The 20020-nt window shown below is 53.9% G+C and carries 19 protein-coding genes; 4 read left to right on the top strand and 15 right to left on the bottom strand.

What is annotated here, in order from left to right:
• Positions 1–156: 156 nt before the first annotated feature.
• Positions 157–681: a single-stranded DNA-binding protein SSB1 gene (gene ssb1, locus FDX24_RS12305; protein WP_003826621.1), complete on the bottom strand. Its 525-nt coding sequence runs from the start codon at positions 679–681 to the stop codon at positions 157–159.
• Positions 682–932: 251 nt separating this feature from the next.
• Between ssb1 and uvrA the strand changes: the two genes are divergently transcribed.
• A complete protein-coding gene (gene uvrA / locus FDX24_RS12295) occupies positions 933–3755 on the top strand; it encodes an excinuclease ABC subunit UvrA (protein ID WP_061067023.1) in 2823 nt (940 codons plus the stop codon).
• A 77-nt stretch (positions 3756–3832) separates the two neighbouring features.
• Here the strand turns inward: uvrA and FDX24_RS12290 are convergent, their stop codons facing one another.
• The 5 genes from FDX24_RS12290 to dnaB all read right to left on the bottom strand — a co-directional run bounded on the left by FDX24_RS12290 (position 3833) and on the right by dnaB (position 9104).
• Complete coding sequence (locus tag FDX24_RS12290) at positions 3833–4189, bottom strand: MmcQ/YjbR family DNA-binding protein (protein ID WP_048213923.1); 357 nt, start codon at positions 4187–4189, stop codon at positions 3833–3835.
• A 119-nt stretch (positions 4190–4308) separates the two neighbouring features.
• Entirely contained in the window at positions 4309–5022 is a 714-nt protein-coding gene (aphA, locus tag FDX24_RS12285) for an acid phosphatase AphA (protein WP_048213924.1), read from the bottom strand.
• Positions 5023–5269: 247 nt separating this feature from the next.
• On the bottom strand, positions 5270–6463 hold the full coding sequence (gene tyrB, locus FDX24_RS12280) for an aromatic amino acid transaminase (protein WP_137364378.1): 1194 nt from the start codon (positions 6461–6463) through the stop codon (positions 5270–5272).
• Between the two features lie 129 nt (positions 6464–6592).
• Positions 6593–7672, bottom strand: a complete 1080-nt coding sequence (gene alr / locus FDX24_RS12275) for an alanine racemase (RefSeq protein WP_061067021.1) — start codon at positions 7670–7672, stop codon at positions 6593–6595.
• Positions 7673–7688: 16 nt separating this feature from the next.
• Positions 7689–9104 carry a replicative DNA helicase gene (gene dnaB / locus FDX24_RS12270; RefSeq protein ID WP_005132645.1) on the bottom strand — a complete coding sequence of 472 codons (1416 nt, stop codon included), beginning with the start codon at positions 9102–9104 and terminating at the stop codon, positions 7689–7691.
• Between the two features lie 64 nt (positions 9105–9168).
• Here dnaB and FDX24_RS12265 point away from each other — a divergent pair, with 64 nt between their 5' ends.
• Entirely contained in the window at positions 9169–10152 is a 984-nt protein-coding gene (locus FDX24_RS12265; RefSeq protein ID WP_137364377.1) for a quinone oxidoreductase, read from the top strand.
• 301 nt (positions 10153–10453) lie between these two features.
• Here FDX24_RS12265 and pspG read toward each other — a convergent pair whose 3' ends face one another.
• From pspG to FDX24_RS12250, 3 genes are all read right to left on the bottom strand, one after another.
• On the bottom strand, positions 10454–10696 hold the full coding sequence (pspG, locus tag FDX24_RS12260) for an envelope stress response protein PspG (protein WP_048213926.1): 243 nt from the start codon (positions 10694–10696) through the stop codon (positions 10454–10456).
• Positions 10697–10829: 133 nt separating this feature from the next.
• Positions 10830–11828: a tRNA dihydrouridine(20/20a) synthase DusA gene (gene dusA / locus FDX24_RS12255; protein ID WP_048213927.1), complete on the bottom strand. Its 999-nt coding sequence runs from the start codon at positions 11826–11828 to the stop codon at positions 10830–10832.
• Positions 11829–11934: 106 nt separating this feature from the next.
• On the bottom strand, positions 11935–12423 hold the full coding sequence (locus tag FDX24_RS12250) for a cupin domain-containing protein (protein WP_048213928.1): 489 nt from the start codon (positions 12421–12423) through the stop codon (positions 11935–11937).
• A gap of 115 nt (positions 12424–12538) precedes the next feature.
• Here FDX24_RS12250 and zur point away from each other — a divergent pair, with 115 nt between their 5' ends.
• Complete coding sequence (zur, locus tag FDX24_RS12245) at positions 12539–13057, top strand: zinc uptake transcriptional repressor Zur (protein ID WP_003031709.1); 519 nt, start codon at positions 12539–12541, stop codon at positions 13055–13057.
• A 44-nt stretch (positions 13058–13101) separates the two neighbouring features.
• Here zur and FDX24_RS12240 read toward each other — a convergent pair whose 3' ends face one another.
• From FDX24_RS12240 to FDX24_RS12225, 4 genes are all read right to left on the bottom strand, one after another.
• Entirely contained in the window at positions 13102–13311 is a 210-nt protein-coding gene (locus FDX24_RS12240) for a CsbD family protein (protein WP_005132658.1), read from the bottom strand.
• 136 nt (positions 13312–13447) lie between these two features.
• Complete coding sequence (gene dinF / locus FDX24_RS12235) at positions 13448–14767, bottom strand: MATE family efflux transporter DinF (RefSeq protein WP_137364376.1); 1320 nt, start codon at positions 14765–14767, stop codon at positions 13448–13450.
• A 121-nt stretch (positions 14768–14888) separates the two neighbouring features.
• Positions 14889–15497, bottom strand: a complete 609-nt coding sequence (lexA, locus tag FDX24_RS12230; RefSeq protein WP_003826596.1) for a transcriptional repressor LexA — start codon at positions 15495–15497, stop codon at positions 14889–14891.
• 109 nt (positions 15498–15606) lie between these two features.
• Entirely contained in the window at positions 15607–15975 is a 369-nt protein-coding gene (locus FDX24_RS12225; protein WP_048213931.1) for a diacylglycerol kinase, read from the bottom strand.
• Between the two features lie 171 nt (positions 15976–16146).
• Between FDX24_RS12225 and plsB the strand changes: the two genes are divergently transcribed.
• Positions 16147–18567 (top strand): glycerol-3-phosphate 1-O-acyltransferase PlsB, encoded by a 2421-nt coding sequence (plsB, locus tag FDX24_RS12220; protein ID WP_048213932.1) that lies wholly within the window; start codon positions 16147–16149, stop codon positions 18565–18567.
• 54 nt (positions 18568–18621) lie between these two features.
• Here plsB and ubiA read toward each other — a convergent pair whose 3' ends face one another.
• The gene (gene ubiA / locus FDX24_RS12215; protein WP_048213933.1) at positions 18622–19494 is read right to left on the bottom strand and encodes a 4-hydroxybenzoate octaprenyltransferase; all 873 of its coding nucleotides are present in this window, start codon (positions 19492–19494) and stop codon (positions 18622–18624) included.
• 13 nt (positions 19495–19507) lie between these two features.
• A complete protein-coding gene (ubiC, locus tag FDX24_RS12210) occupies positions 19508–20005 on the bottom strand; it encodes a chorismate lyase (protein ID WP_048213934.1) in 498 nt (165 codons plus the stop codon).
• Positions 20006–20020 lie beyond the last annotated feature (15 nt).

Genomic DNA, 20020 nt, shown 5'->3' with positions numbered 1-20020 from the left:
ATCGAATATTAGCGCTAATCAGCTCGCATTAAATGAATCATCAAGCTGCAATGATAAACCAGAAAATACCGAATAATTAATTCTGAATAAGAGATGTAAAAAAACCCCGTCACAACGGGGTTTTCATCAGTACGAACGTTAATACGTTCGGCTATCTTAAAACGGAATATCGTCGTCGAAGTCCATCGGCGGTTCGTTAGACGGCGCTGCCGGAGCGGACTGCTGCGGACGAGACTGTGCGCCGCCGCTGAACTGGTTGCCGCCCTGCGGCTGCTGAGGCTGACCCCAACCACCTTGCTGCTGACCACCACCTGCCGGCGCGCCGCCGCCCTGACGACCACCCAGCATTTGCATGGTGCCGCCAACGTTAACAACGACTTCAGTGGTGTATTTTTCTACGCCGGATTGATCGGTCCATTTGCGGGTACGCAGCTGACCTTCGATATAGACCTGGGAACCTTTACGCAGATATTCACTGGCCACTTCCGCCAGTTTGCCAAACAGCACAACGCGGTGCCATTCAGTCTGCTCTTTCATTTCACCGGTCGCTTTATCACGCCAGGATTCGGAAGTAGCCAGCGTAATGTTGGCAACTGCGCCACCATTCGGCATATAGCGTACTTCCGGGTCCTGGCCCAGATTACCGACGAGAATCACCTTGTTTACGCCTCTGCTGGCCATGATCGTGTCTCCTGAAAAACGTTACTGAATAAGTGTAAGCGCGGGATTGTAGCATTTCCAATAGCGCTTTTACTACGTTGCGAAGTTGATTCCAGTAAACAACCTCCGCCAGACATTGTTGCACAGGAACATGCGTTTTGCATTCCAATACTGTATATCCATTCAGGTCAGGTTGTGTCATAATTAACCGTTTGTGATCGCCGGTAGCACCATGCAGCCAGGCAAAAAAGCGTTTAATCCGGGAAAGATGAATGGATAAGATCGAAGTTCGGGGCGCCCGCACCCATAATCTCAAAAACATCAACCTCGTCATCCCGCGCGACAAGCTGATTGTCGTCACCGGGCTTTCGGGCTCAGGCAAATCTTCGCTCGCTTTCGACACCTTGTATGCCGAAGGGCAGCGTCGTTACGTTGAATCCCTTTCCGCGTACGCGCGTCAATTTCTGTCGCTGATGGAAAAACCGGACGTCGACCACATTGAGGGGCTCTCTCCTGCCATCTCAATTGAACAAAAATCGACGTCGCATAACCCGCGATCCACGGTAGGTACGATTACCGAAATTCACGACTATCTGCGTCTGCTGTTTGCCCGCGTTGGCGAGCCGCGCTGCCCGGATCACGACGTTCCACTGGCGGCGCAGACCGTTAGCCAGATGGTGGACAACGTGCTGTCGCAGCCGGAAGGCAAGCGTCTGATGCTGCTGGCGCCGGTAATTAAGGAGCGTAAAGGCGAGCACACCAAAACGCTGGAAAACCTGGCGGGCCAGGGCTATATCCGCGCCCGTATCGATGGCGAAGTGTGTGACCTTTCCGATCCGCCCAAGCTTGAGCTGCAAAAGAAACACACCATCGAAGTGGTGATTGACCGCTTTAAAGTCCGTGACGATCTCACCCAACGACTGGCTGAATCCTTTGAAACCGCGCTGGAACTGTCCGGTGGTACGGCGGTGGTCGCCGATATGGACGACCCGAAAGCGGAAGAGCTGCTGTTCTCCGCCAACTTCGCCTGCCCTATCTGCGGCTATAGCATGCGCGAACTGGAACCACGGTTGTTCTCGTTTAACAACCCAGCGGGCGCGTGTCCAACCTGTGACGGTCTCGGCGTGCAGCAGTATTTCGATCCTGACCGGGTGATTCAAAACCCGGAACTGTCGCTGGCCGGTGGCGCCATCCGCGGTTGGGATCGCCGTAACTTCTATTATTTCCAGATGCTTAAGTCGCTGGCGGAACACTATAAGTTCGATGTCGAAGCCCCATGGGCCAGCCTGAACCCTACCGTGCATAAAGTGGTGCTGTACGGTTCGGGTAAAGAAAATATCGAATTCAAATACATGAACGATCGCGGCGATACGTCCGTACGTCGTCACCCGTTTGAAGGTGTGCTGCACAATATGGAGCGCCGTTATAAAGAGACGGAATCCAGTGCGGTACGCGAAGAATTAGCCAAATTCATCAGTAACCGACCGTGCGCCAGCTGTGAAGGGACGCGTTTACGCCGGGAAGCCCGCCACGTATTTGTCGAAAATACGCCACTGCCCGCGATTTCCGACATGAGCATCGGTCATGCGATGGATTTCTTCAACAACCTGAAGCTTGCAGGTCAGCGGGCGAAGATTGCGGAGAAAATCCTTAAAGAGATTGGCGATCGTCTGAAGTTCCTGGTCAACGTCGGCCTCAACTATCTGACGCTGTCGCGTTCAGCGGAAACGCTCTCCGGCGGCGAAGCTCAGCGTATTCGCCTGGCAAGCCAGATCGGCGCGGGTCTGGTCGGTGTAATGTACGTGCTGGATGAACCGTCTATCGGTCTGCATCAGCGCGATAACGAACGTCTGCTGGGTACGCTTATCCACCTGCGTAACCTGGGTAATACCGTGATTGTGGTCGAGCACGATGAAGATGCGATTCGCGCCGCTGACCACGTTATCGACATCGGCCCCGGCGCGGGCGTTCACGGCGGCCAGGTGGTTGCTGAAGGAACGCTAAAAGATATCATGGCGGTGCCTGAGTCGCTGACCGGCCAGTACATGAGCGGTAAGCGCAAAATTGAAGTACCGAAACAGCGCGTGGCGGCTGACCCGGAAAAAGTGCTGAAGCTCACCGGCGCACGCGGTAACAACCTGAAAGATGTCACTCTGACGCTGCCGGTTGGTTTATTTACCTGCATTACCGGGGTTTCCGGCTCAGGTAAATCGACGCTGATCAACGATACGCTGTTCCCAATTGCGCAGACGGCGCTGAACGGTGCGACGCTGGCGGAACCTGCGCCGTATCGCGATGTTCAGGGTCTGGAACATTTCGACAAAGTCATCGATATTGACCAAAGCCCGATTGGCCGTACGCCGCGCTCTAACCCGGCAACCTACACCGGCGTGTTTACGCCAGTGCGCGAACTGTTTGCCGGCGTGCCGGAGTCACGTGCGCGCGGTTACACGCCAGGCCGTTTCAGCTTTAACGTCCGTGGTGGACGCTGTGAAGCCTGTCAGGGCGACGGCGTGATCAAAGTCGAAATGCACTTCCTGCCGGATATCTACGTGCCGTGCGATCAGTGCAAAGGTAAGCGCTATAACCGCGAAACGCTGGAGATTAAGTACAAGGGCAAGACTATCCACGAAGTGCTGGATATGACGATTGAAGAAGCCCGTGAGTTCTTCGATGCCGTTCCGGCGCTGGCGCGTAAGCTGCAAACGCTGATGGACGTTGGTCTGACGTACATCCGTCTGGGGCAGTCCGCAACGACCCTCTCAGGCGGTGAGGCGCAGCGCGTGAAGCTGGCGCGCGAACTGTCAAAACGCGGTACCGGGCAAACGCTGTATATTCTCGATGAGCCGACCACTGGTCTGCATTTTGCGGATATTCAGCAACTGCTGGACGTGCTGCATCAGCTCCGGGATCAGGGCAACACCATCGTGGTGATTGAGCACAATCTGGACGTGATTAAAACCGCAGACTGGATTGTCGATCTCGGTCCGGAAGGCGGCAGCGGCGGCGGGGAAATTTTAGTCTCCGGCACACCGGAGACGGTCGCTGAATGTGAAGCCTCACACACGGCGCGTTTCCTCAAGCCGCTGTTGTAATCCTGCCCTTATCAGGCCTACGGGCACATATCCTGTAGGCCGGATAAGTCGCTGGCGACGCCATCCGGCAAAACGGATCAAGGCTGCACCAGCAACCTGCGTTTATCTTCCGGCAAGGTGTTTATGGCCTGCTGGTAAGACGCGTCCACCAGATAATAAATCTGTGAACCTGGCAGCGAGCCGTCAAGATACACCGTGCTCCAGTGCGCTTTATTGAGATGGCGGCTGGGTCGCACGTCTTTATGTTGCTGACGCAGCAATTCTGCCAGTTCAGGGCTGGTTTTCAGAGAGACCGCCGGGCGGCCTTCGACCTCTTTGACCATCGCAAAAAGTACATCTTCAACTTTGATTTGCGTGGCTTTCCAGTCACTATGCACGCTCTGCTCCGCACCCGTTTTTGCCATGCAGTATTGCAGCAACTCCGAATTCGTCATCTTTATTCCCCTTACCAGCATATTGCCTAATGAGAACATCTTTTATTCAGTGTGCAGCAAGTCCGCAAAAGGTAAAAGCCAGCAGCGTAAATTTGTTTAAAAAAGCAGCATTCGTATTCTCAATACTCCGAGTTGACGATCACCTCTTCACCAAACGCGCCAGCCTGCGGCAGGGGTTTATAGGTAGAGTTAGAGGCGCGTAAAATACGGATACCGCGAATTCCTACGTCGCGAGCGGCGGTGATGTCATTGTCGGAGTCACCGTAGAACATGCGGATGCTTTTATCCTGCAACCACTGCGTTTTGGTGTTCTGACCGGGTTTATCACCGGCAAAAATGACCGGATTCATATTGCCGGCCGGGATGTGAAAGTTATCGGCCAGCGTTTTCGATACCGTTTCGGTCTTCGTCTGACTACGCCCGGTCACGAAAAAGATGCTGTCGCCACGACGCACATGCATATCAATCAACTGGCGCGCCACTTCTTTCGGAATACTGAATTCATCCCAGCCATTGTTCATTTTTTCCCAGAAGGCCGGATTCTTCAGGTAATCCTCACTGTCCGGGGAATACGTTTTTTTACCGCGCCAGAAGCCCGGGCTGGAAAAGAGAACCGTATCATCGATATCAAAGCCAACGGCCATCGGCGGGCGTCCGGTCAGGCTGTTTTCGATTTGTGCCACGGAGACCCAGTGAATGGGGGCCTGCTCAGCGAGTTTTGCAACGTTGGTGCCAGGATTAAGCTGAGAAGGAGAGGAAACTAACGCCTGAGCGGGCTGATTTAACGTGAACAATAAACAAACGGCACTCAGTGCCAGGGTAAACTTGCGCATATTTTTCCCTAAGTAGTCAGTTAGTTATGATTTTTTATTTAACAACTGGTCAAAAAACTATCTGACCTTACCCCCTGGGGGAAGGGAAAGGAAGGATTTTCTCTGGTTTTGTCCAGGAAAAGGAGCATGATCACACAGGAAAGTACGCCTGATGGCGCTCCGCTTATCAGGCCTACAAACTAAAATCCATGTATCCTTGTAGGACAGATAAGGCGTTTACGCGCCATCCGGCATCACACAAAGCCGATTACATGACGGCGGAAAATGCCTTCGCCACGCGCTGCACATTACCGTGATTCAACCCAGCTACGCACATGCGACCGCTGGCAATCAGGTACACACCGAACTCATCGCGCAGGCGATCAACCTGGGCTGCGCTGAGCCCGGTATAGCTGAACATACCGCGCTGTTGCAGCAGGTAATCAAAGTTACGGCCCGGGATCTCCGCATTCAATACGTTAACCAGTTCCTGACGCATCGCCAGAATGCGGGTACGCATTGCCTCAACTTCCGCCAGCCAGCTCGCTTTCAGCTCTTCATCCCCCAGTACCGCGGCAACCACCTGCGCACCAAAGTTTGGCGGACTGGAGTAGTTCCGGCGCACCGTCGCTTTTAGCTGCCCCAGAACGCGGCTGGCAGCATCGGCGTCTTCACACACCACAGAAAGCCCGCCAACACGTTCGCCATACAATGAGAAAATTTTGGAGAATGAGTTGCTAACCAGAGTTGGTAAACCAGCACTCGCAATCGCACGGATGGCGTACGCATCATCTTCCATTCCGCCACCAAAACCCTGGTAGGCAATGTCGAGGAACGGGATCAGGTCGCGCGCTTTCAGGATCTCAATCACCGCATCCCACTGTGCTGGTGTTAAATCCGCACCCGTGGGGTTATGGCAGCACGGATGCAGCAGCACAATGCTACGCGCCGGTAAGGTATTCAGCGCTGCCAGCAGATCGTTGAAACGCACGCCATTAGTCGCGTTGTCATACCATGGGTAAGTACTTACTTCGAATCCCGCCCCTTCAAAAATCGCGATGTGGTTTTCCCAGGTCGGATCGCTGACCCACACGCCAGAATCAGGGAAATAGCGCTTCAGGAAGTCTGCGCCAACCTTTAGCGCGCCGGAGCCGCCCAGCGTCTGAATGGTTGCCACGCGCTGTTGCTGGAGTACCGGATGCTGCGCCCCAAACAGCAACGGCGCAATAGTATGGCGATAAGCGTTCAGACCTTCCATCGGCAGATACAGCGAAGCGCCATGCGGTTTGGCATTGAGTCTGGCTTCCGCTTCCGCTACCGCTTTAAGCTGAGGAATAATCCCATCTTCGTTGTAATACAGGCCAATGCTGAGGTTCACTTTGTCGCTACGTGAATCTTCTTTGAACCGCTCCATGAGCGATAAAATCGGGTCGCCGGCGTAGGCGTCAACTTTTTGAAACACGTGTGGTTCTCCAGGTTTACAGGCAGAGGATATGAACACAATAAACCGGAAGCAGGAGAAGATCGAGAGGATGTTGAGAGGAATATTGCCGGATAGCGGCGTAACCGCCTTATCCGGCACATCATGCGCTTAATCGATATACTTCATCGCCACGCGCGACGTCAGGCGCGTAATAAGTTCGTAAGCACTTACTTTCGTCATTTCAGCAATGCGTTCAACGGGCAGGCCTTCCCCCCACAGGATCACCGAATCGCCAGCTTTATCCTGCGCCTCGGGGCCTAAATCGACGCAGATCATATCCATCGCGACGCGGCCGACGATCGGCACTTCACGGCCATTAACCAGCACCGGCGTCCCGGACGGCGCTGCGCGCGGATAACCGTCGCCGTAGCCCATCGCCACCACACCGAGACGCGTGTCGCGCTCGCTTTGCCAGGTTCCACCATAGCCAACCGGCTCGCCCGCTTTGTGCTCACGCACCGCAATCAGGCTGGAGGTCAGCGACATCACCGGCTGACAGCCAAAATCGGCGCCGATAGAGTGGTTTTCCAGCGGCGATACGCCGTACAGAATCAGCCCCGGACGCGCCCAGTCGAAGTGGGACTGGGGCCACAGCAAAATACCGCCCGACGCAGCAATTGAACGCTGTCCAGGTTTTCCCTCGCAAAAGCTATTAAAGATATCGAGCTGTTTTTCCGTCGCGCCGCATTCAGGTTCATCCGCGCGCGCAAAGTGGCTGACGATATTAACCGGCTGGCGCACGTTGTCACATTGCGTTAAACGCTGATAAAACGCTTCGGCCTGCTCAGGGCGCACGCCCAGGCGGTGCATCCCCGTGTCGAGCTTCATCCAGACGGTGACCGGTTCAGCCAGTTCTGCGGCTTCCAGGGCTTCAAGCTGCTCCAGGTTGTGGACGGCAGTATGCAGACGCTGCGCGGAGATCGTCGGCAGATCGGCGGCATCAAAAAATCCCTCCAGCAGCAGGATGGGCTGCGTGATCCCTCCCGCTCGCAGCCGCAGGGCTTCTTCAAGACGAGCGACACCAAAAGCGTCCGCATCGGGGAGCGTTCGCGCAGTCTCTAACAGACCGTGGCCGTAAGCGTTCGCTTTCACGACCGCAACCAGTTTGCTGGCAGGAGCCAGTTCACGCAGACGTTGCAGGTTGTGTCGCAGAGCGCGGCGGTTAATGACTACAGTTGCCGCTTGCATTTGTATTCCTTAGAAATTACTCATCATCATATTGAGGACCGGCATAGTTGTCGAAGCGGGACCACTGTCCGTTAAACGTCAGGCGCACCGTACCGATCGGACCGTTACGCTGCTTACCAATAATAATTTCGGCGATGCCTTTTAAGTCACTGTTTTCGTGATAAACCTCATCACGATAGATAAACATGATTAAGTCGGCATCCTGTTCGATGGAGCCGGACTCACGCAGATCCGAGTTGACCGGACGCTTGTCCGCGCGTTGTTCCAGTGAACGGTTAAGCTGCGATAGCGCTACCACCGGCACATGCAGTTCTTTTGCTAGCGCCTTCAGCGAGCGGGAAATTTCAGCAATTTCCAGCGTACGGTTATCGGAGAGCGACGGTACACGCATCAGCTGCAGGTAGTCGATCATGATAAGGCCGATACCCCCGTGTTCACGGGCGATACGACGAGCACGCGAGCGCACTTCCGTTGGCGTCAGGCCGGAGGAGTCATCAATATAGATGTTTCGTTTCTCCAGCAAAATACCCATTGTTCCGGAAATTCGTGCCCAGTCTTCATCATCCAGTTGACCGGTACGGATTTTGGTTTGGTCTACGCGTGACAGCGAGGCCAGGGTACGCATCATGATCTGTTCTGAGGGCATTTCAAGACTAAAGATAAGAACCGGCTTATCCTGCAACATCGCCGCATTTTCGACAAGGTTCATTGCAAATGTCGTTTTACCCATCGACGGACGCGCAGCGACGATAATCAAGTCCGACGGCTGTAGACCCGCGGTCTTTTTGTTGAGGTCGTCATAACCGGTGTTTACGCCGGTGACGCCGTCGTGCGGCTGCTGGAACAACTGCTCGATACGCGCGACGGTTGCGTCGAGCACATCGGTGATGTTTTTCGGGCCTTCGTCTTTGTTGGCACGGCTTTCAGCGATTTTAAAGACGCGGGATTCCGCAAGATCCAGCAGGTCTTCACTGGAACGCCCTTGTGGATCGAAACCAGCTTCCGCAATTTCATGGGCCACCGAAATCATGTCACGAACAACGGCGCGTTCGCGGACGATATCCGCATAAGCACTAATGTTCGCCGCACTTGGCGTGTTTTTAGATAACTCAGCCAGGTAAGCAAAGCCGCCGACGCTGTCCAGTTGTCCCTGAACCTCCAGCGATTCTGCGAGTGTGATCAGGTCGATAGGTTTTCCCATCTCCTGCAGTCGATGCATTTCCGTGAAGATGTGCCGGTGCGGTCGGGTATAGAAATCTTCCGCCACCACGCGCTCGGCCACATCGTCCCAGCGTTCGTTATCCAGCATTAAACCGCCCAACACCGACTGTTCCGCTTCAATCGAGTGCGGCGGTACTTTCAGCCCGGCGACCTGGGGATCGCGCTCACGAGCATCAGTCTGTTGTTTGTTGAAGGGTTTATTTCCTGCCATAGTGAATGGAGTTACCGAGATAATGATTGGGTCGAAAGATTACCACATTTCTTTTGGAGGAAGCATGGCAACGCGTATTGAATTTCACAAGCATGGTGGTCCTGAAGTGCTTCAGGTCGTCGAGTTTACGCCTGCAGATCCGGCAGAGAACGAAATCCAGGTCGAGAACAAAGCGATTGGCATCAACTATATCGACACTTACATCCGCAGTGGTCTTTATCCACCGCCTTCTCTGCCCAGCGGTCTGGGAACCGAAGCCGCCGGCGTAGTCAGCAAAGTGGGGAGCAAAGTGACGCACATTAAAGCTGGCGATCGCGTGGTGTATGCGCAGTCAGCGCTTGGCGCTTACAGCTCAGTGCATAACGTTCCGGCCGATAAAGCCGCCATCCTGCCCAATGCGATCTCGTTTGAACAGGCAGCCGCGTCGTTTCTGAAAGGGCTGACCGTGTTTTACCTGTTACGTAAAACCTATGAAATTCAGCCTGATGAACCCTTCTTGTTCCATGCAGCAGCGGGCGGCGTCGGGATGATTGCCTGCCAGTGGGCAAAAGCATTGGGCGCGAAGCTGATTGGTACTGTCGGCAATGCGCAGAAGGCACAAATTGCGCGGCAAGCCGGCGCATGGCAGGTCATTAACTATCGTGAAGAAAGCATAGTTGAGCGAGTGAAAGAGATAACCGGCGGAAAAAAAGTACGGGTGGTGTATGACTCGGTGGGGAAAGATACCTGGGAAGCCTCGCTGGATTGCCTGCAACGCCGGGGATTGATGGTCAGCTTTGGCAACGCCTCCGGGCCGGTAACCGGCGTTAACTTAGGTATTCTGAATCAGAAAGGCTCCCTGTATGTCACGCGCCCTTCTCTGCAGGGTTACATCACCAACCATCATGAATTAACCGAAGCCAGCAATGAGCTGTTCTCGCTGATTGCCAGCGGGGTGATCAAAGTGGATGTCGCGCCGGGTCAGAAATTTGCGTTAAGTGACGCACAACGGGCCCATGAAGCACTGGAAAGCCGGGCCACGCAGGGATCGAGTTTGCTAATCCCATAATGCTTCGACTTCCCCTAAATAATTCAAATTGCAGGAAGGCGGCAATTGAATGAATCCCCAGGAGCTTACTGGAGTAAGTGACTGGGGTGAATGAAAGCAGCCAACACACCTGCGGTTTGAATTATGACGGGGAAGTAAAGAATTAGGGCTTCCCATGGGAAGCCCTTTCTTTTTTTAGTTCGGCTGTATGTAGGGTACAGCTCGATGAATTCGTTAACCACGCAATAGTGACAGATTTGATAATCAATTCCTATTTGGTTCTAAAGGCAATGTTGCAGGTTGTGACGCACCGCTCAATACCTTAGTAAAATCGGCGGTTATTGCGCTGATACTGTGGGACTTTTGGCGCTTTTATCGCCTTGATAACCCACACTACGGCAACGGCCAGTAACAGCCAGGGTAACAGTTTAATCATCAACGCAAACATCCCACCGAGGAACATTACTGCCGTCGCCACCATCAGCGCGGCGAGGATGCCCAACAGTGATATGCCAGTGACCATCAGCATGATAAAAAAACCAATCACAAAAAGTAGTTCCAGCATGACGCTCTCCCGAAATGAAATTCTCTCCATTGCATTACAAGAAACATGCCAAAATTAATGCATTGATTTATAAAGAAAATGCCCCGCGACAAAGCGCAGGGCGTGGTGAAATTAACTAACTTTTGGTGAAAACTTAACGCTTGTCTGCCACCAGTTTCAGCGCGTGTTCCAGAACGTTAATATCGGCCCCGGCTTTATGCGCATTTTCACTCAGATAACGACGCCATTGGCGTGCGCCTGGAATTCCCTGGAACAACCCCAGCATGTGGCGGGTCACATGCCCCAGATACGTACCTTTACTCAGCTCCCGCTCAATATAGGGATACATGGCACGCACCACGGCGACAGGGTCTGCATCCGGCGTGGTCGCAGCAAAAATTTCACGGTCGACCGACGCCAGAATCCCCGGGTTTTGATAGGCTTCCCGGCCCACCATTACGCCGTCCATATATTGCAGATGCGTTTTTGCTTCTTCCAGTGATTTAATTCCGCCGTTAATCGACATCGTCAACTGCGGGAAATCACGCTTCAACTGATAAACACGGTCATAATCCAGCGGTGGGATTTCGCGGTTTTCTTTCGGGCTTAACCCCGACAGCCAGGCCTTGCGGGCGTGGATGATAAACATCTCACATTCGCCGTTACCCGAGACCGTGTTGATGAAGTCACACAGGAATTCGTAGCTGTCCTGATCATCAATGCCGATACGGGTTTTCACCGTCACCGGAATCGACACCACATCGCGCATCGCCTTCACGCAATCGGCGACCAGTTGCGCATTCCCCATCAGGCAAGCGCCAAACATCCCGTTTTGTACGCGATCGGAAGGGCAGCCGACGTTGAGGTTAATCTCGTCATAACCTCGTGCTTCAGCCAGCTTTGCGCACTGCGCCAGTGCCGCCGGATCGCTCCCGCCCAGTTGCAATGCGACCGGATGCTCTTCTTCGCTATACGCCAGATAATCGCCTTTACCATGAATGATCGCGCCGGTGGTTACCATCTCCGTATAGAGCAACGTCTGGCGGGACAGCAGGCGCAAAAAGTAGCGGCAGTGTCTGTCCGTCCAGTCGAGCATCGGCGCGATAGAAAAACGATGAGCGGGAAAAGCGGTAGACTGAGATTCAGGCAGCATGGCGAATATTCAAGCATCCGGTTAAAAAAGGGGCGCTACTATAGCATAGACCGTTGCGATAGTGAGCCACATCATCGTGGATAGCGCCCTTCGTTCGCGTGGATTGTCATTTCCGCCCAGGTTTTCCGTCGTGTGGACCAAAAAACTGTGGAGGATGATCAACCCAGCGATCTTCACGCGTGACTGCATAGACCGGATTGAGTGGATAGTAGATGCGGTTATGCTTCTTGTTCGCCTCACCGACGACCAGCAGCCGCACCTCGTCACTGGTGTTGTTGATAAAAGTGTGGCACACACCGGTTCCTGCCGGAAAACCAACGCTGTCGCCGGGTTCCAGCTTCCATAAGTAACCATTTATCCAGGCTTCCGGGTACCCTTCCAGCACGTAGATGAACTCTTCTTCATCACTTTCAGCGTGTGGATAAGAAGTACGCCGACCCGGCGGCAGACGTTCGTGATGGATGCCTAATCGCCCTAACCCCAACCTGCGGGCCAGCGGCGCGCCAATAGAAAAAAGCTCATCGCTGCCTGGATAGGTGGAGTCATCAGGCCCCTCAACTTCACGCCAGTGGCGAATACAATCGGGTCTTTTCATGTTAATTTTCCAGTGTTGCGATGCGTCAGGTATAGCACACAGCGGTGGATCTCGGCGTTTTAAGCAGAACATGATAAAGTAAGGGATTAACCTTCCACGCAAATCGAGGCGCCAAATGGACAAAACCACCACGCAGGAGTTATTGGCTCAAGCTGAAAAACTCTGTGCGCAACGTAACGTGCGGCTCACGCCACAGCGCCTCGAAGTGCTGCGCCTGATGAGCCTGCAGGAAGGGGCAATCAGCGCTTACGATCTGCTTGATCTGTTAAGGGAAACCGAACCACAGGCTAAGCCGCCTACCGTCTATCGTGCGCTCGATTTTCTGCTTGAACAAGGTTTTGTGCACAAAGTGGAGTCAACCAACAGCTATGTGCTTTGCCATCTGTTCGATCAGCCAACCCACAGCTCCGCAATGTTCATCTGCGACCGCTGTGGCGTGGTAAAAGAAGAGTGTGCGGAAGGCGTGGAAGATATTATGCATACGCTGGCAGCTAAAATGGGATTTGCTCTGCGCCATAATGTGATTGAAGCCCACGGCCTGTGTCCGGCATGTGTGGAAGTTGAATCATGCCGCCATCCTGGCGAATGCCAGCATGACCATACCATTCAGGTGAAAAAGAAAGTCGGGCGGTAAATAAAAGAGCGTACGTCCTTGTACTCTCAGGAGGGAGGGGTTAATTACCAGCGGTAATCGTTGCGTTTTTCCCAATCTTTAACTTCTTTCTCCGCCTGATCTTTCGCGTACCCGTATCGTTCCTGGACTTTACCAACCAGCTGGTCGCGTTTACCTTCAATGACCGTCATATCATCATCGGTCAGTTTGCCCCATTGCTCTTTCACTTTACCTTTGAACTGTTTCCAGTTACCACTGACTTCGTCTTTATTCATCATCAAGTCCTCATCGTTAGGTTGTGAATAGCGAGAGTGCTGCGCCCGAATACATGCTGTTTTTGCTGGACGTGATAGTAAGTGTAGTCAGGGATTCTGGGTTTTATTTACTATTCGGAATTTTTAACCATAGGCATCAGGCAAACCAGGTGCCATTACGCCAGTGACGTCGCCAGATGAAGGCCAGTGAAAGCCCGCGCAGCGCGAGAAAAACGGTTAACGCCAGCCACAAGCCGTGGTTTCCCAGCAGCGGTAAAGTCAGGAGCGTTAAGGCGAATCCCACTGCGGCAACGGCCATACTGTTGCGCATTTCTGCGGCACGCGTTGCGCCAATAAACATGCCGTCCAGCAGATAACACCACACACCCACCAGCGGCAAAACCACCTGCCAGAAAAGATAGCGATCGGCCAGGTGTTGGATTTGCGGCAGCGAGGTCAGCAGCGCCACAATCTGCTCGCCGAACAGGGCATAAACCATCGAAAACAAGACGGCAACAATACCCGACTGCCGGCAGGCCGCCCGCCAGACATCCAGCAACTGGCTACCATCGCGTGCCCCATAGGCCTGGCCAGAGTGCGCTTCCACGGCATAGGCAAACCCGTCCAGCGCATAGGCAGTGAACGTCAGCAGGGTCATCAGAACGGCATTGACCGCAATGACATCGCTACCGAGGCGAGCCCCGAGTACCGTGATAGCACCAAAGCAGAGTTGCAACAGCAGCGAACGCAGCATGATGTCACGGTTGAGCGCCAGCAAACGGCGGAAGTTGCCACGCCACGCCTGCTTCAGCATTGCCAGCGAAACTCCGCGCAAATGCAGGACTTTGCGCACCATCATCAGACCGATAAGCAGCGTGGCATATTCGGCAATCACCGTCGCCAGTGCTGCACCCTGCACGTTCATATGCAGGCCCATCACCAGCCATAAATCGAGCGCAATGTTGAGAATATTGCCGACAATCAGCAGGATAACCGGCGCACGCGCATATTGTACGCCAAGCAACCAGCCGAGCAGCACCAGATTGGCCAGTGAGGCGGGCGCGCTTAGCCAGCGGATTTCCAGGAAACGCCGGGCTTGTTCCAGTACCGCTTCACTTCCCCCGACAATATGCAGCGCTAAATCGATAATCGGCATGCGAAACAGCGCGATAAGCAGCCCCGCTCCCAGCGCCAGTATCAGCGGTTGTACCAGCGCGCGCGCTAGCGCCTGAGGATTTTTCGCACCGAACGCCTGGGCCGTCAGGCCGGTGGTACTCATGCGTAAAAACAGCAGCAGCATAAAGAGAAAACTGGTCGCTGTTGCGCCGACAGCAACGCCACCCAGATAGACCGGGCTATCCAGATGACCAATCACTGCGGTATCCACCAGCCCCAGCAGTGGAACAGTGATGTTGGAGAAAATCATCGGTAAGGCAAGGTGCCAGAGTGCTTTATCAGAGGAGGTAAAGAAAGGCATGGAAAAGAGCCTGAAAAGAAATTAACGCGTTTTTGTAGGCCCGATAAGCGTAGCATCATCGGGCAATTTGCCGGAGAGCAGCGTAAACGCCCTTTCCGGCCGACAGGAAATCAGCAGATCATTACAGCCATTCACCGTTACGAATTACGCCGACAGCCAACCCTTCAATGGTGAAGTTTTGCTCGCGCAGATCGACAACGATAGGTTTAAATTCACTGTTTTCCGGCAGAAGTTCAACCTTGTTACCCTGCTTTTTCAGGCGCTTAACCGTGACTTCATCATCAATACGGGCAACAACAACCTGGCCGTTACGCACGTCCTGCGTTTTATGCACAGCCAGTAAATCGCCATCCATAATCCCGATATCTTTCATCGACATACCGCTGACGCGCAGCAGAAAGTCGGCGTTCGGTTTGAACAGTGATGGGTCAACCTGGTAATGGCCTTCGATGTGCTGCTGTGCCAGAAGTGGCTCACCGGCCGCCACACGACCGACAAGCGGTAAGCCTTCCTCTTCTTCCTGCAGCAGGCGAATACCACGCGATGCGCCAGAAACGATTTCCAGCACACCTTTACGCGCCAGTGCTTTCAGGTGTTCTTCAGCCGCGTTTGGGGAACGGAACCCCAAACGCTGCGCGATCTCCGCACGCGTCGGTGGCATACCTGTCTGGCTGATGTGATCTCTAATGAGATCAAACACCTCTTGCTGCCTGGCCGTTAACGCTTTCATTCCGCCCCCTGGGTGTATATACAGTTATGCTGTGAGTATATACAGCTAAAGGCGAATTTGGAACCGCAAACTGCACAAAAAACAGGAGATTTATGAAGTTGTGGAATCTTTATCGCAAATGCGACCACAACAGGATGCCCCAGGTGATCACAGCGACAAAAATAGAAAGCAATACCGCAGCCGATCCCATATCTTTCGCCCGACCAGAAAGCTCGTGATACTCAGAACCAATTCGGTCGACAACCGCCTCAATGGCGCTATTCAGAATTTCAACGATCATCACCAGCATCACCGAACCAATCAGCAGTACGCGGGTAATCGCGTCAACGTCCAGCCAGCAGGCAATTGCTACCCCCAACAGTACGGCAACGCTTTCCTGACGAAATGCCGCCTCATTGATCCATGCTGCGCGGAAACCTTGCCAGGAATAGCCTGCTGCTTTGATAATCCGAGTGAATCCAGTGGTATTATTGGCCATCAAAAGAACCTTTTTACATTATTAGCGTGAGTATTATTGCATCGTTACCCTGTTTGTTTCAGGGCATAAGCAAAGCTGCGCGAAGTATGACGGGATACCACAGAAATTCACTAAACTTTCTGATATCCTTGCAGCGCATTTGCATTATTAACCAGAGGCTTTACATCGTTTATGTCCGGCTGGCCACGAATTTACTACAAATTACTGAATTTACCATTAAGCATCCTGGTAAAAAGCAAGTCTATCCCGGCGGAACCCGCCCCGGAATTGGGACTCGATACCTCTCGTCCCATTATGTACGTCTTACCGTACAACTCAAAAGCTGACTTGCTGACGCTGCGTGCCCAATGCCTGGTGCACGACCTCCCTGATCCCCTGGAACCGCTGGAGATAGACGGGACTTTGCTGCCGCGCTACGTGTTTATACACGGCGGCCCGCGTGTATTCACCTATTACACGCCAAAAGAAGAGTCCATCAAGTTGTTCCATAACTATCTCGACTTACATCGCAGCAACCCCGATCTGGATGTTCAGATGGTGCCGGTGTCTGTGATGTTTGGCCGTGCTCCTGGGCGCGAGAAAGGCGAAGTCAATCCACCACTGCGCATGCTGAATGGCGTACAGAAATTCTTTGCTGTGTCCTGGCTGGGCCGCGACAGTTTTGTCCGCTTCTCACCTTCCGTCTCCCTGCGCCGCATGGCAGACGAACACGGCACAGATAAAACCATCGCGCAGAAACTGGCACGCGTGGCGCGTATGCACTTTGCCCGCCAGCGCTTAGCGGCGGTTGGCCCTCGCCTTCCTGCCCGCCAGGATCTGTTTAATAAACTGCTGGCCTCAAAAGCCATCGCACGCGCGGTGGAAGATGAAGCACGCAGCAAAAAAATCTCCCATGAAAAAGCGCAGCAAAACGCTATCGCATTGATGGAAGAGATTGCCGCCAACTTCTCCTACGAAATGATCCGTTTGACGGACCGTATTCTGGGCTTTACCTGGAACCGTCTGTATCAGGGGATTAACGTTCATAATGCGGAGCGCGTACGCCAACTGGCGCACGACGGACATGAAATCGTCTATGTGCCGTGCCACCGCAGCCATATGGACTACATGCTGCTGTCGTACGTTCTGTACCATCAGGGACTGGTTCCACCGCATATCGCGGCAGGGATCAACCTGAACTTCTGGCCGGCAGGTCCGATTTTCCGCCGTCTGGGCGCATTCTTTATTCGTCGTACGTTTAAAGGCAATAAGCTCTATTCCACCGTATTCCGCGAATACCTGGGCGAGTTGTTCAGCCGCGGCTATTCGGTTGAGTACTTTGTCGAAGGTGGGCGGTCGCGTACCGGCCGTCTGCTCGACCCGAAAACCGGCACTCTGTCGATGACCATTCAGGCGATGCTGCGCGGCGGTACGCGTCCGATTACCCTCGTACCGATCTACATCGGCTACGAGCACGTAATGGAGGTGGGCACCTACGCCAAAGAGCTGCGTGGCGCGACGAAAGAAAAAGAGAGTCTGCCGCAAATGCTGCGTGGCTTAAGCAAGCTGCGTAATCTGGGTCAGGGCTACGTTAACTTTGGCGAACCAATGCCGCTGATGACTTACCTCAACCAGCATGTGCCGGAGTGGCGTGAATCTATCGATCCTATCGAGTCTATCCGTCCGGCCTGGCTGACGCCGACGGTGAATAACATTGCTGCCGATCTGATGGTGCGCATTAACAACGCAGGCGCGGCCAACGCCATGAACCTGTGTTGTACCGCGCTGTTGGCTTCCCGCCAGCGCTCTCTGACCCGTGAACAGTTAACCGAGCAGCTCGACTGCTACCTGAGCCTGCTGCGCAACGTGCCGTACGCGACGGACTCAACCGTTCCCGCGCAGAGCGCCAGTGAACTGATCGACCACGCCTTGCAGATGAACAAGTTTGAGGTTGAGAAAGACACCATCGGCGACATCATCATTCTGCCGCGCGAGCAGGCGGTACTGATGACCTACTACCGCAACAACATTGCGCACATGCTGGTTCTGCCTTCGTTGATGGCAGCCATCGTGACTCAGCACCGTCGGATTTCACGCGCCGCATTGCAGCAGCATATTGAAGCGCTGTACCCGATGCTGAAAGCCGAGTTGTTCCTGCGTTGGGAGCGTGATGAGCTTGCCGGGGTAATTGACGAGCTGGCCAACGAAATGCAACGTCAGGGTCTGATAACCCTGCAGAACGATGAGCTGCATATCAACCCGGTTCATTCTCGCACGCTGCAGCTGTTGGCTGCGGGCGCGCGTGAAACGCTACAGCGCTATGCCATTACCTTCTGGCTGCTGAGTGCGAACCCATCCATCAACCGCAGTACCCTGGAGAAAGAGAGCCGCACCGTGGCACAACGTCTTTCCGTGCTGCACGGTATCAACGCGCCTGAGTTCTTCGATAAAGCCGTGTTCAGCTCCCTGGTGCTGACGCTGCGTGACGAGGGCTACATCAGCGATACCGGTGATGCCGAACCGGAAGAGACGATGAAGATCTATCAGATGCTGGCCGAGCTGGTCACGTCCGATGTGCGTCTGACCATCGAAAGCGCAACGCAGGGCGAGTAAGCATAAAAGAACCGGTCGAAATGACCGGTTTTTATTTTGCAGGCTAAGCCAAACTCAAAGGTGCCAGTAGCTCATCGCCAGCCCTAAGAACAGTACCAGCCCCACATAGTTATTGTTCATAAACGCTTTAAAGCAGGCATCCCGTTCACGATCGACAATCAGTTTCTGCTGATACACAAACAGCGCGCCCGCCACCAGCAGTGACCAGTAATAGCCCAGCCCCAACCCGTTTAACCACCCCACCATCGCCATCAGCGCCAGCACACCGACCTGCAGAATGCCAATAATCAGCTTATCGTTTTGGCCAAACAGAATGGCGGTCGATTTAATGCCAATCTTCAGATCGTCATCACGATCAACCATCGCATACTGCGTGTCATACGCCACCGCCCAGAGAATGTTGGCGAGGAACATCAACCAGCAGCTCAGCGGTACAGATTCACTGACGGCGGCGAACGCCATGGGAATAGACCAGCCAAACGCCGCCCCCAGCACCACCTGCGGCAGGTGCGTATAGCGTTTCATGAAGGGATAAACCCACGCCAGTGCTAACGCGGCAACGGACAACAAAATCGTCATCGTGTTAAGAGTCAGAACCAACAGAAAGGCGAGCAACACCAGCACAACAAACAGTGTTCGGGCCTCTTTCTCCGTGACTGCACCGCTCGGCAGCGGCCGGTTTGCGGTCCGTTTGACGTGTCCGTCAAATTTCCTGTCGGCATAATCATTCACCACGCATCCGGCAGCGCGCATCAGCCACACACCGGCGACAAACACCGCCAGTATCCATAATTGCGGTACACCAGGGGTCGCTACCCACAGCGCCCACAGCGTCGGCCAGAGCAGCAGTAAGGCGCCAATTGGCTTATCCGTACGCATCAAGCGGTGAAACGCCAGCAGCTTACTCTGCGTCAGACTCCACTCCATCTTTATCTTCCTCTCAGTACAACGGCGATGCAGGCAAAAAAAGCTCGGTAAGCATCAGCGGCTTACCGCTCAGCCGCAGGCGGGAACGACGCCCCCACAGCGCTGCATCGCGGCCAATCTCAATAAAATCGCGGGTCAATGTCGATGATGTAAACAGATAGCGCCCGAGCGGGGTTTTCCCCAGATTTTGTAAAGCCAGTTCGGGGCCGCACAAGGTGGATTCAGGCACCACGGTCCGCCCGGCAAGCCATGGCTCACCATCCGCGCATAACAGGATTTCCCGCAACCAATAGCGGGATTCTGCCGGCAGCAGCGTCAACTCTTCAGCGACCTCATTTTGCCCAACGAATCCTTCTCGTATCAATGTTACGGTGACCTGTTTTCCCTGCTGCTCAAAACGTTTGGTCATCGAATCTTCCAGTAACAACCAGTCGAGCAATTGAGGGTCAAGCGACGGGATCGCATCAAAATAACGCAGAGCACGCAGTTGCGTTAACGCGGGGTGTGGCATGCCTTACTCTCCGAT

This window comes from Citrobacter sp. wls716 (assembly GCF_005280975.1).
Classification (GTDB): Bacteria; Pseudomonadota; Gammaproteobacteria; order Enterobacterales; family Enterobacteriaceae; genus Citrobacter; species Citrobacter youngae.
Note: the sequence above shows the minus strand (reverse complement) of the source record. Positions and strands in the feature narration are given on the sequence as shown.

What these genes read in the sequence shown, in the direction of transcription:
- aphA (WP_048213924.1), bottom strand. Translation starts at nt 5,022, where the DNA reads ATGCGCAAGTTTACCCTGGCACTGAGTGCCGTTTGTTTATTGTTCACG.
- dusA (WP_048213927.1), bottom strand. Translation starts at nt 11,828, where the DNA reads ATGCTGCCTGAATCTCAGTCTACCGCTTTTCCCGCTCATCGTTTTTCT.
- zur (WP_003031709.1), top strand. Translation starts at nt 12,539, where the DNA reads ATGGACAAAACCACCACGCAGGAGTTATTGGCTCAAGCTGAAAAACTC.
- FDX24_RS12290 (WP_048213923.1), bottom strand. Translation starts at nt 4,189, where the DNA reads ATGACGAATTCGGAGTTGCTGCAATACTGCATGGCAAAAACGGGTGCG.
- FDX24_RS12240 (WP_005132658.1), bottom strand. Translation starts at nt 13,311, where the DNA reads ATGAATAAAGACGAAGTCAGTGGTAACTGGAAACAGTTCAAAGGTAAA.
- ssb1 (WP_003826621.1), bottom strand. Translation starts at nt 681, where the DNA reads ATGGCCAGCAGAGGCGTAAACAAGGTGATTCTCGTCGGTAATCTGGGC.
- FDX24_RS12225 (WP_048213931.1), bottom strand. Translation starts at nt 15,975, where the DNA reads ATGGCCAATAATACCACTGGATTCACTCGGATTATCAAAGCAGCAGGC.
- lexA (WP_003826596.1), bottom strand. Translation starts at nt 15,497, where the DNA reads ATGAAAGCGTTAACGGCCAGGCAGCAAGAGGTGTTTGATCTCATTAGA.
- dnaB (WP_005132645.1), bottom strand. Translation starts at nt 9,104, where the DNA reads ATGGCAGGAAATAAACCCTTCAACAAACAACAGACTGATGCTCGTGAG.
- uvrA (WP_061067023.1), top strand. Translation starts at nt 933, where the DNA reads ATGGATAAGATCGAAGTTCGGGGCGCCCGCACCCATAATCTCAAAAAC.
- FDX24_RS12265 (WP_137364377.1), top strand. Translation starts at nt 9,169, where the DNA reads ATGGCAACGCGTATTGAATTTCACAAGCATGGTGGTCCTGAAGTGCTT.
- FDX24_RS12250 (WP_048213928.1), bottom strand. Translation starts at nt 12,423, where the DNA reads ATGAAAAGACCCGATTGTATTCGCCACTGGCGTGAAGTTGAGGGGCCT.
- alr (WP_061067021.1), bottom strand. Translation starts at nt 7,672, where the DNA reads ATGCAAGCGGCAACTGTAGTCATTAACCGCCGCGCTCTGCGACACAAC.
- ubiC (WP_048213934.1), bottom strand. Translation starts at nt 20,005, where the DNA reads ATGCCACACCCCGCGTTAACGCAACTGCGTGCTCTGCGTTATTTTGAT.
- ubiA (WP_048213933.1), bottom strand. Translation starts at nt 19,494, where the DNA reads ATGGAGTGGAGTCTGACGCAGAGTAAGCTGCTGGCGTTTCACCGCTTG.
- pspG (WP_048213926.1), bottom strand. Translation starts at nt 10,696, where the DNA reads ATGCTGGAACTACTTTTTGTGATTGGTTTTTTTATCATGCTGATGGTC.
- plsB (WP_048213932.1), top strand. Translation starts at nt 16,147, where the DNA reads ATGTCCGGCTGGCCACGAATTTACTACAAATTACTGAATTTACCATTA.
- dinF (WP_137364376.1), bottom strand. Translation starts at nt 14,767, where the DNA reads ATGCCTTTCTTTACCTCCTCTGATAAAGCACTCTGGCACCTTGCCTTA.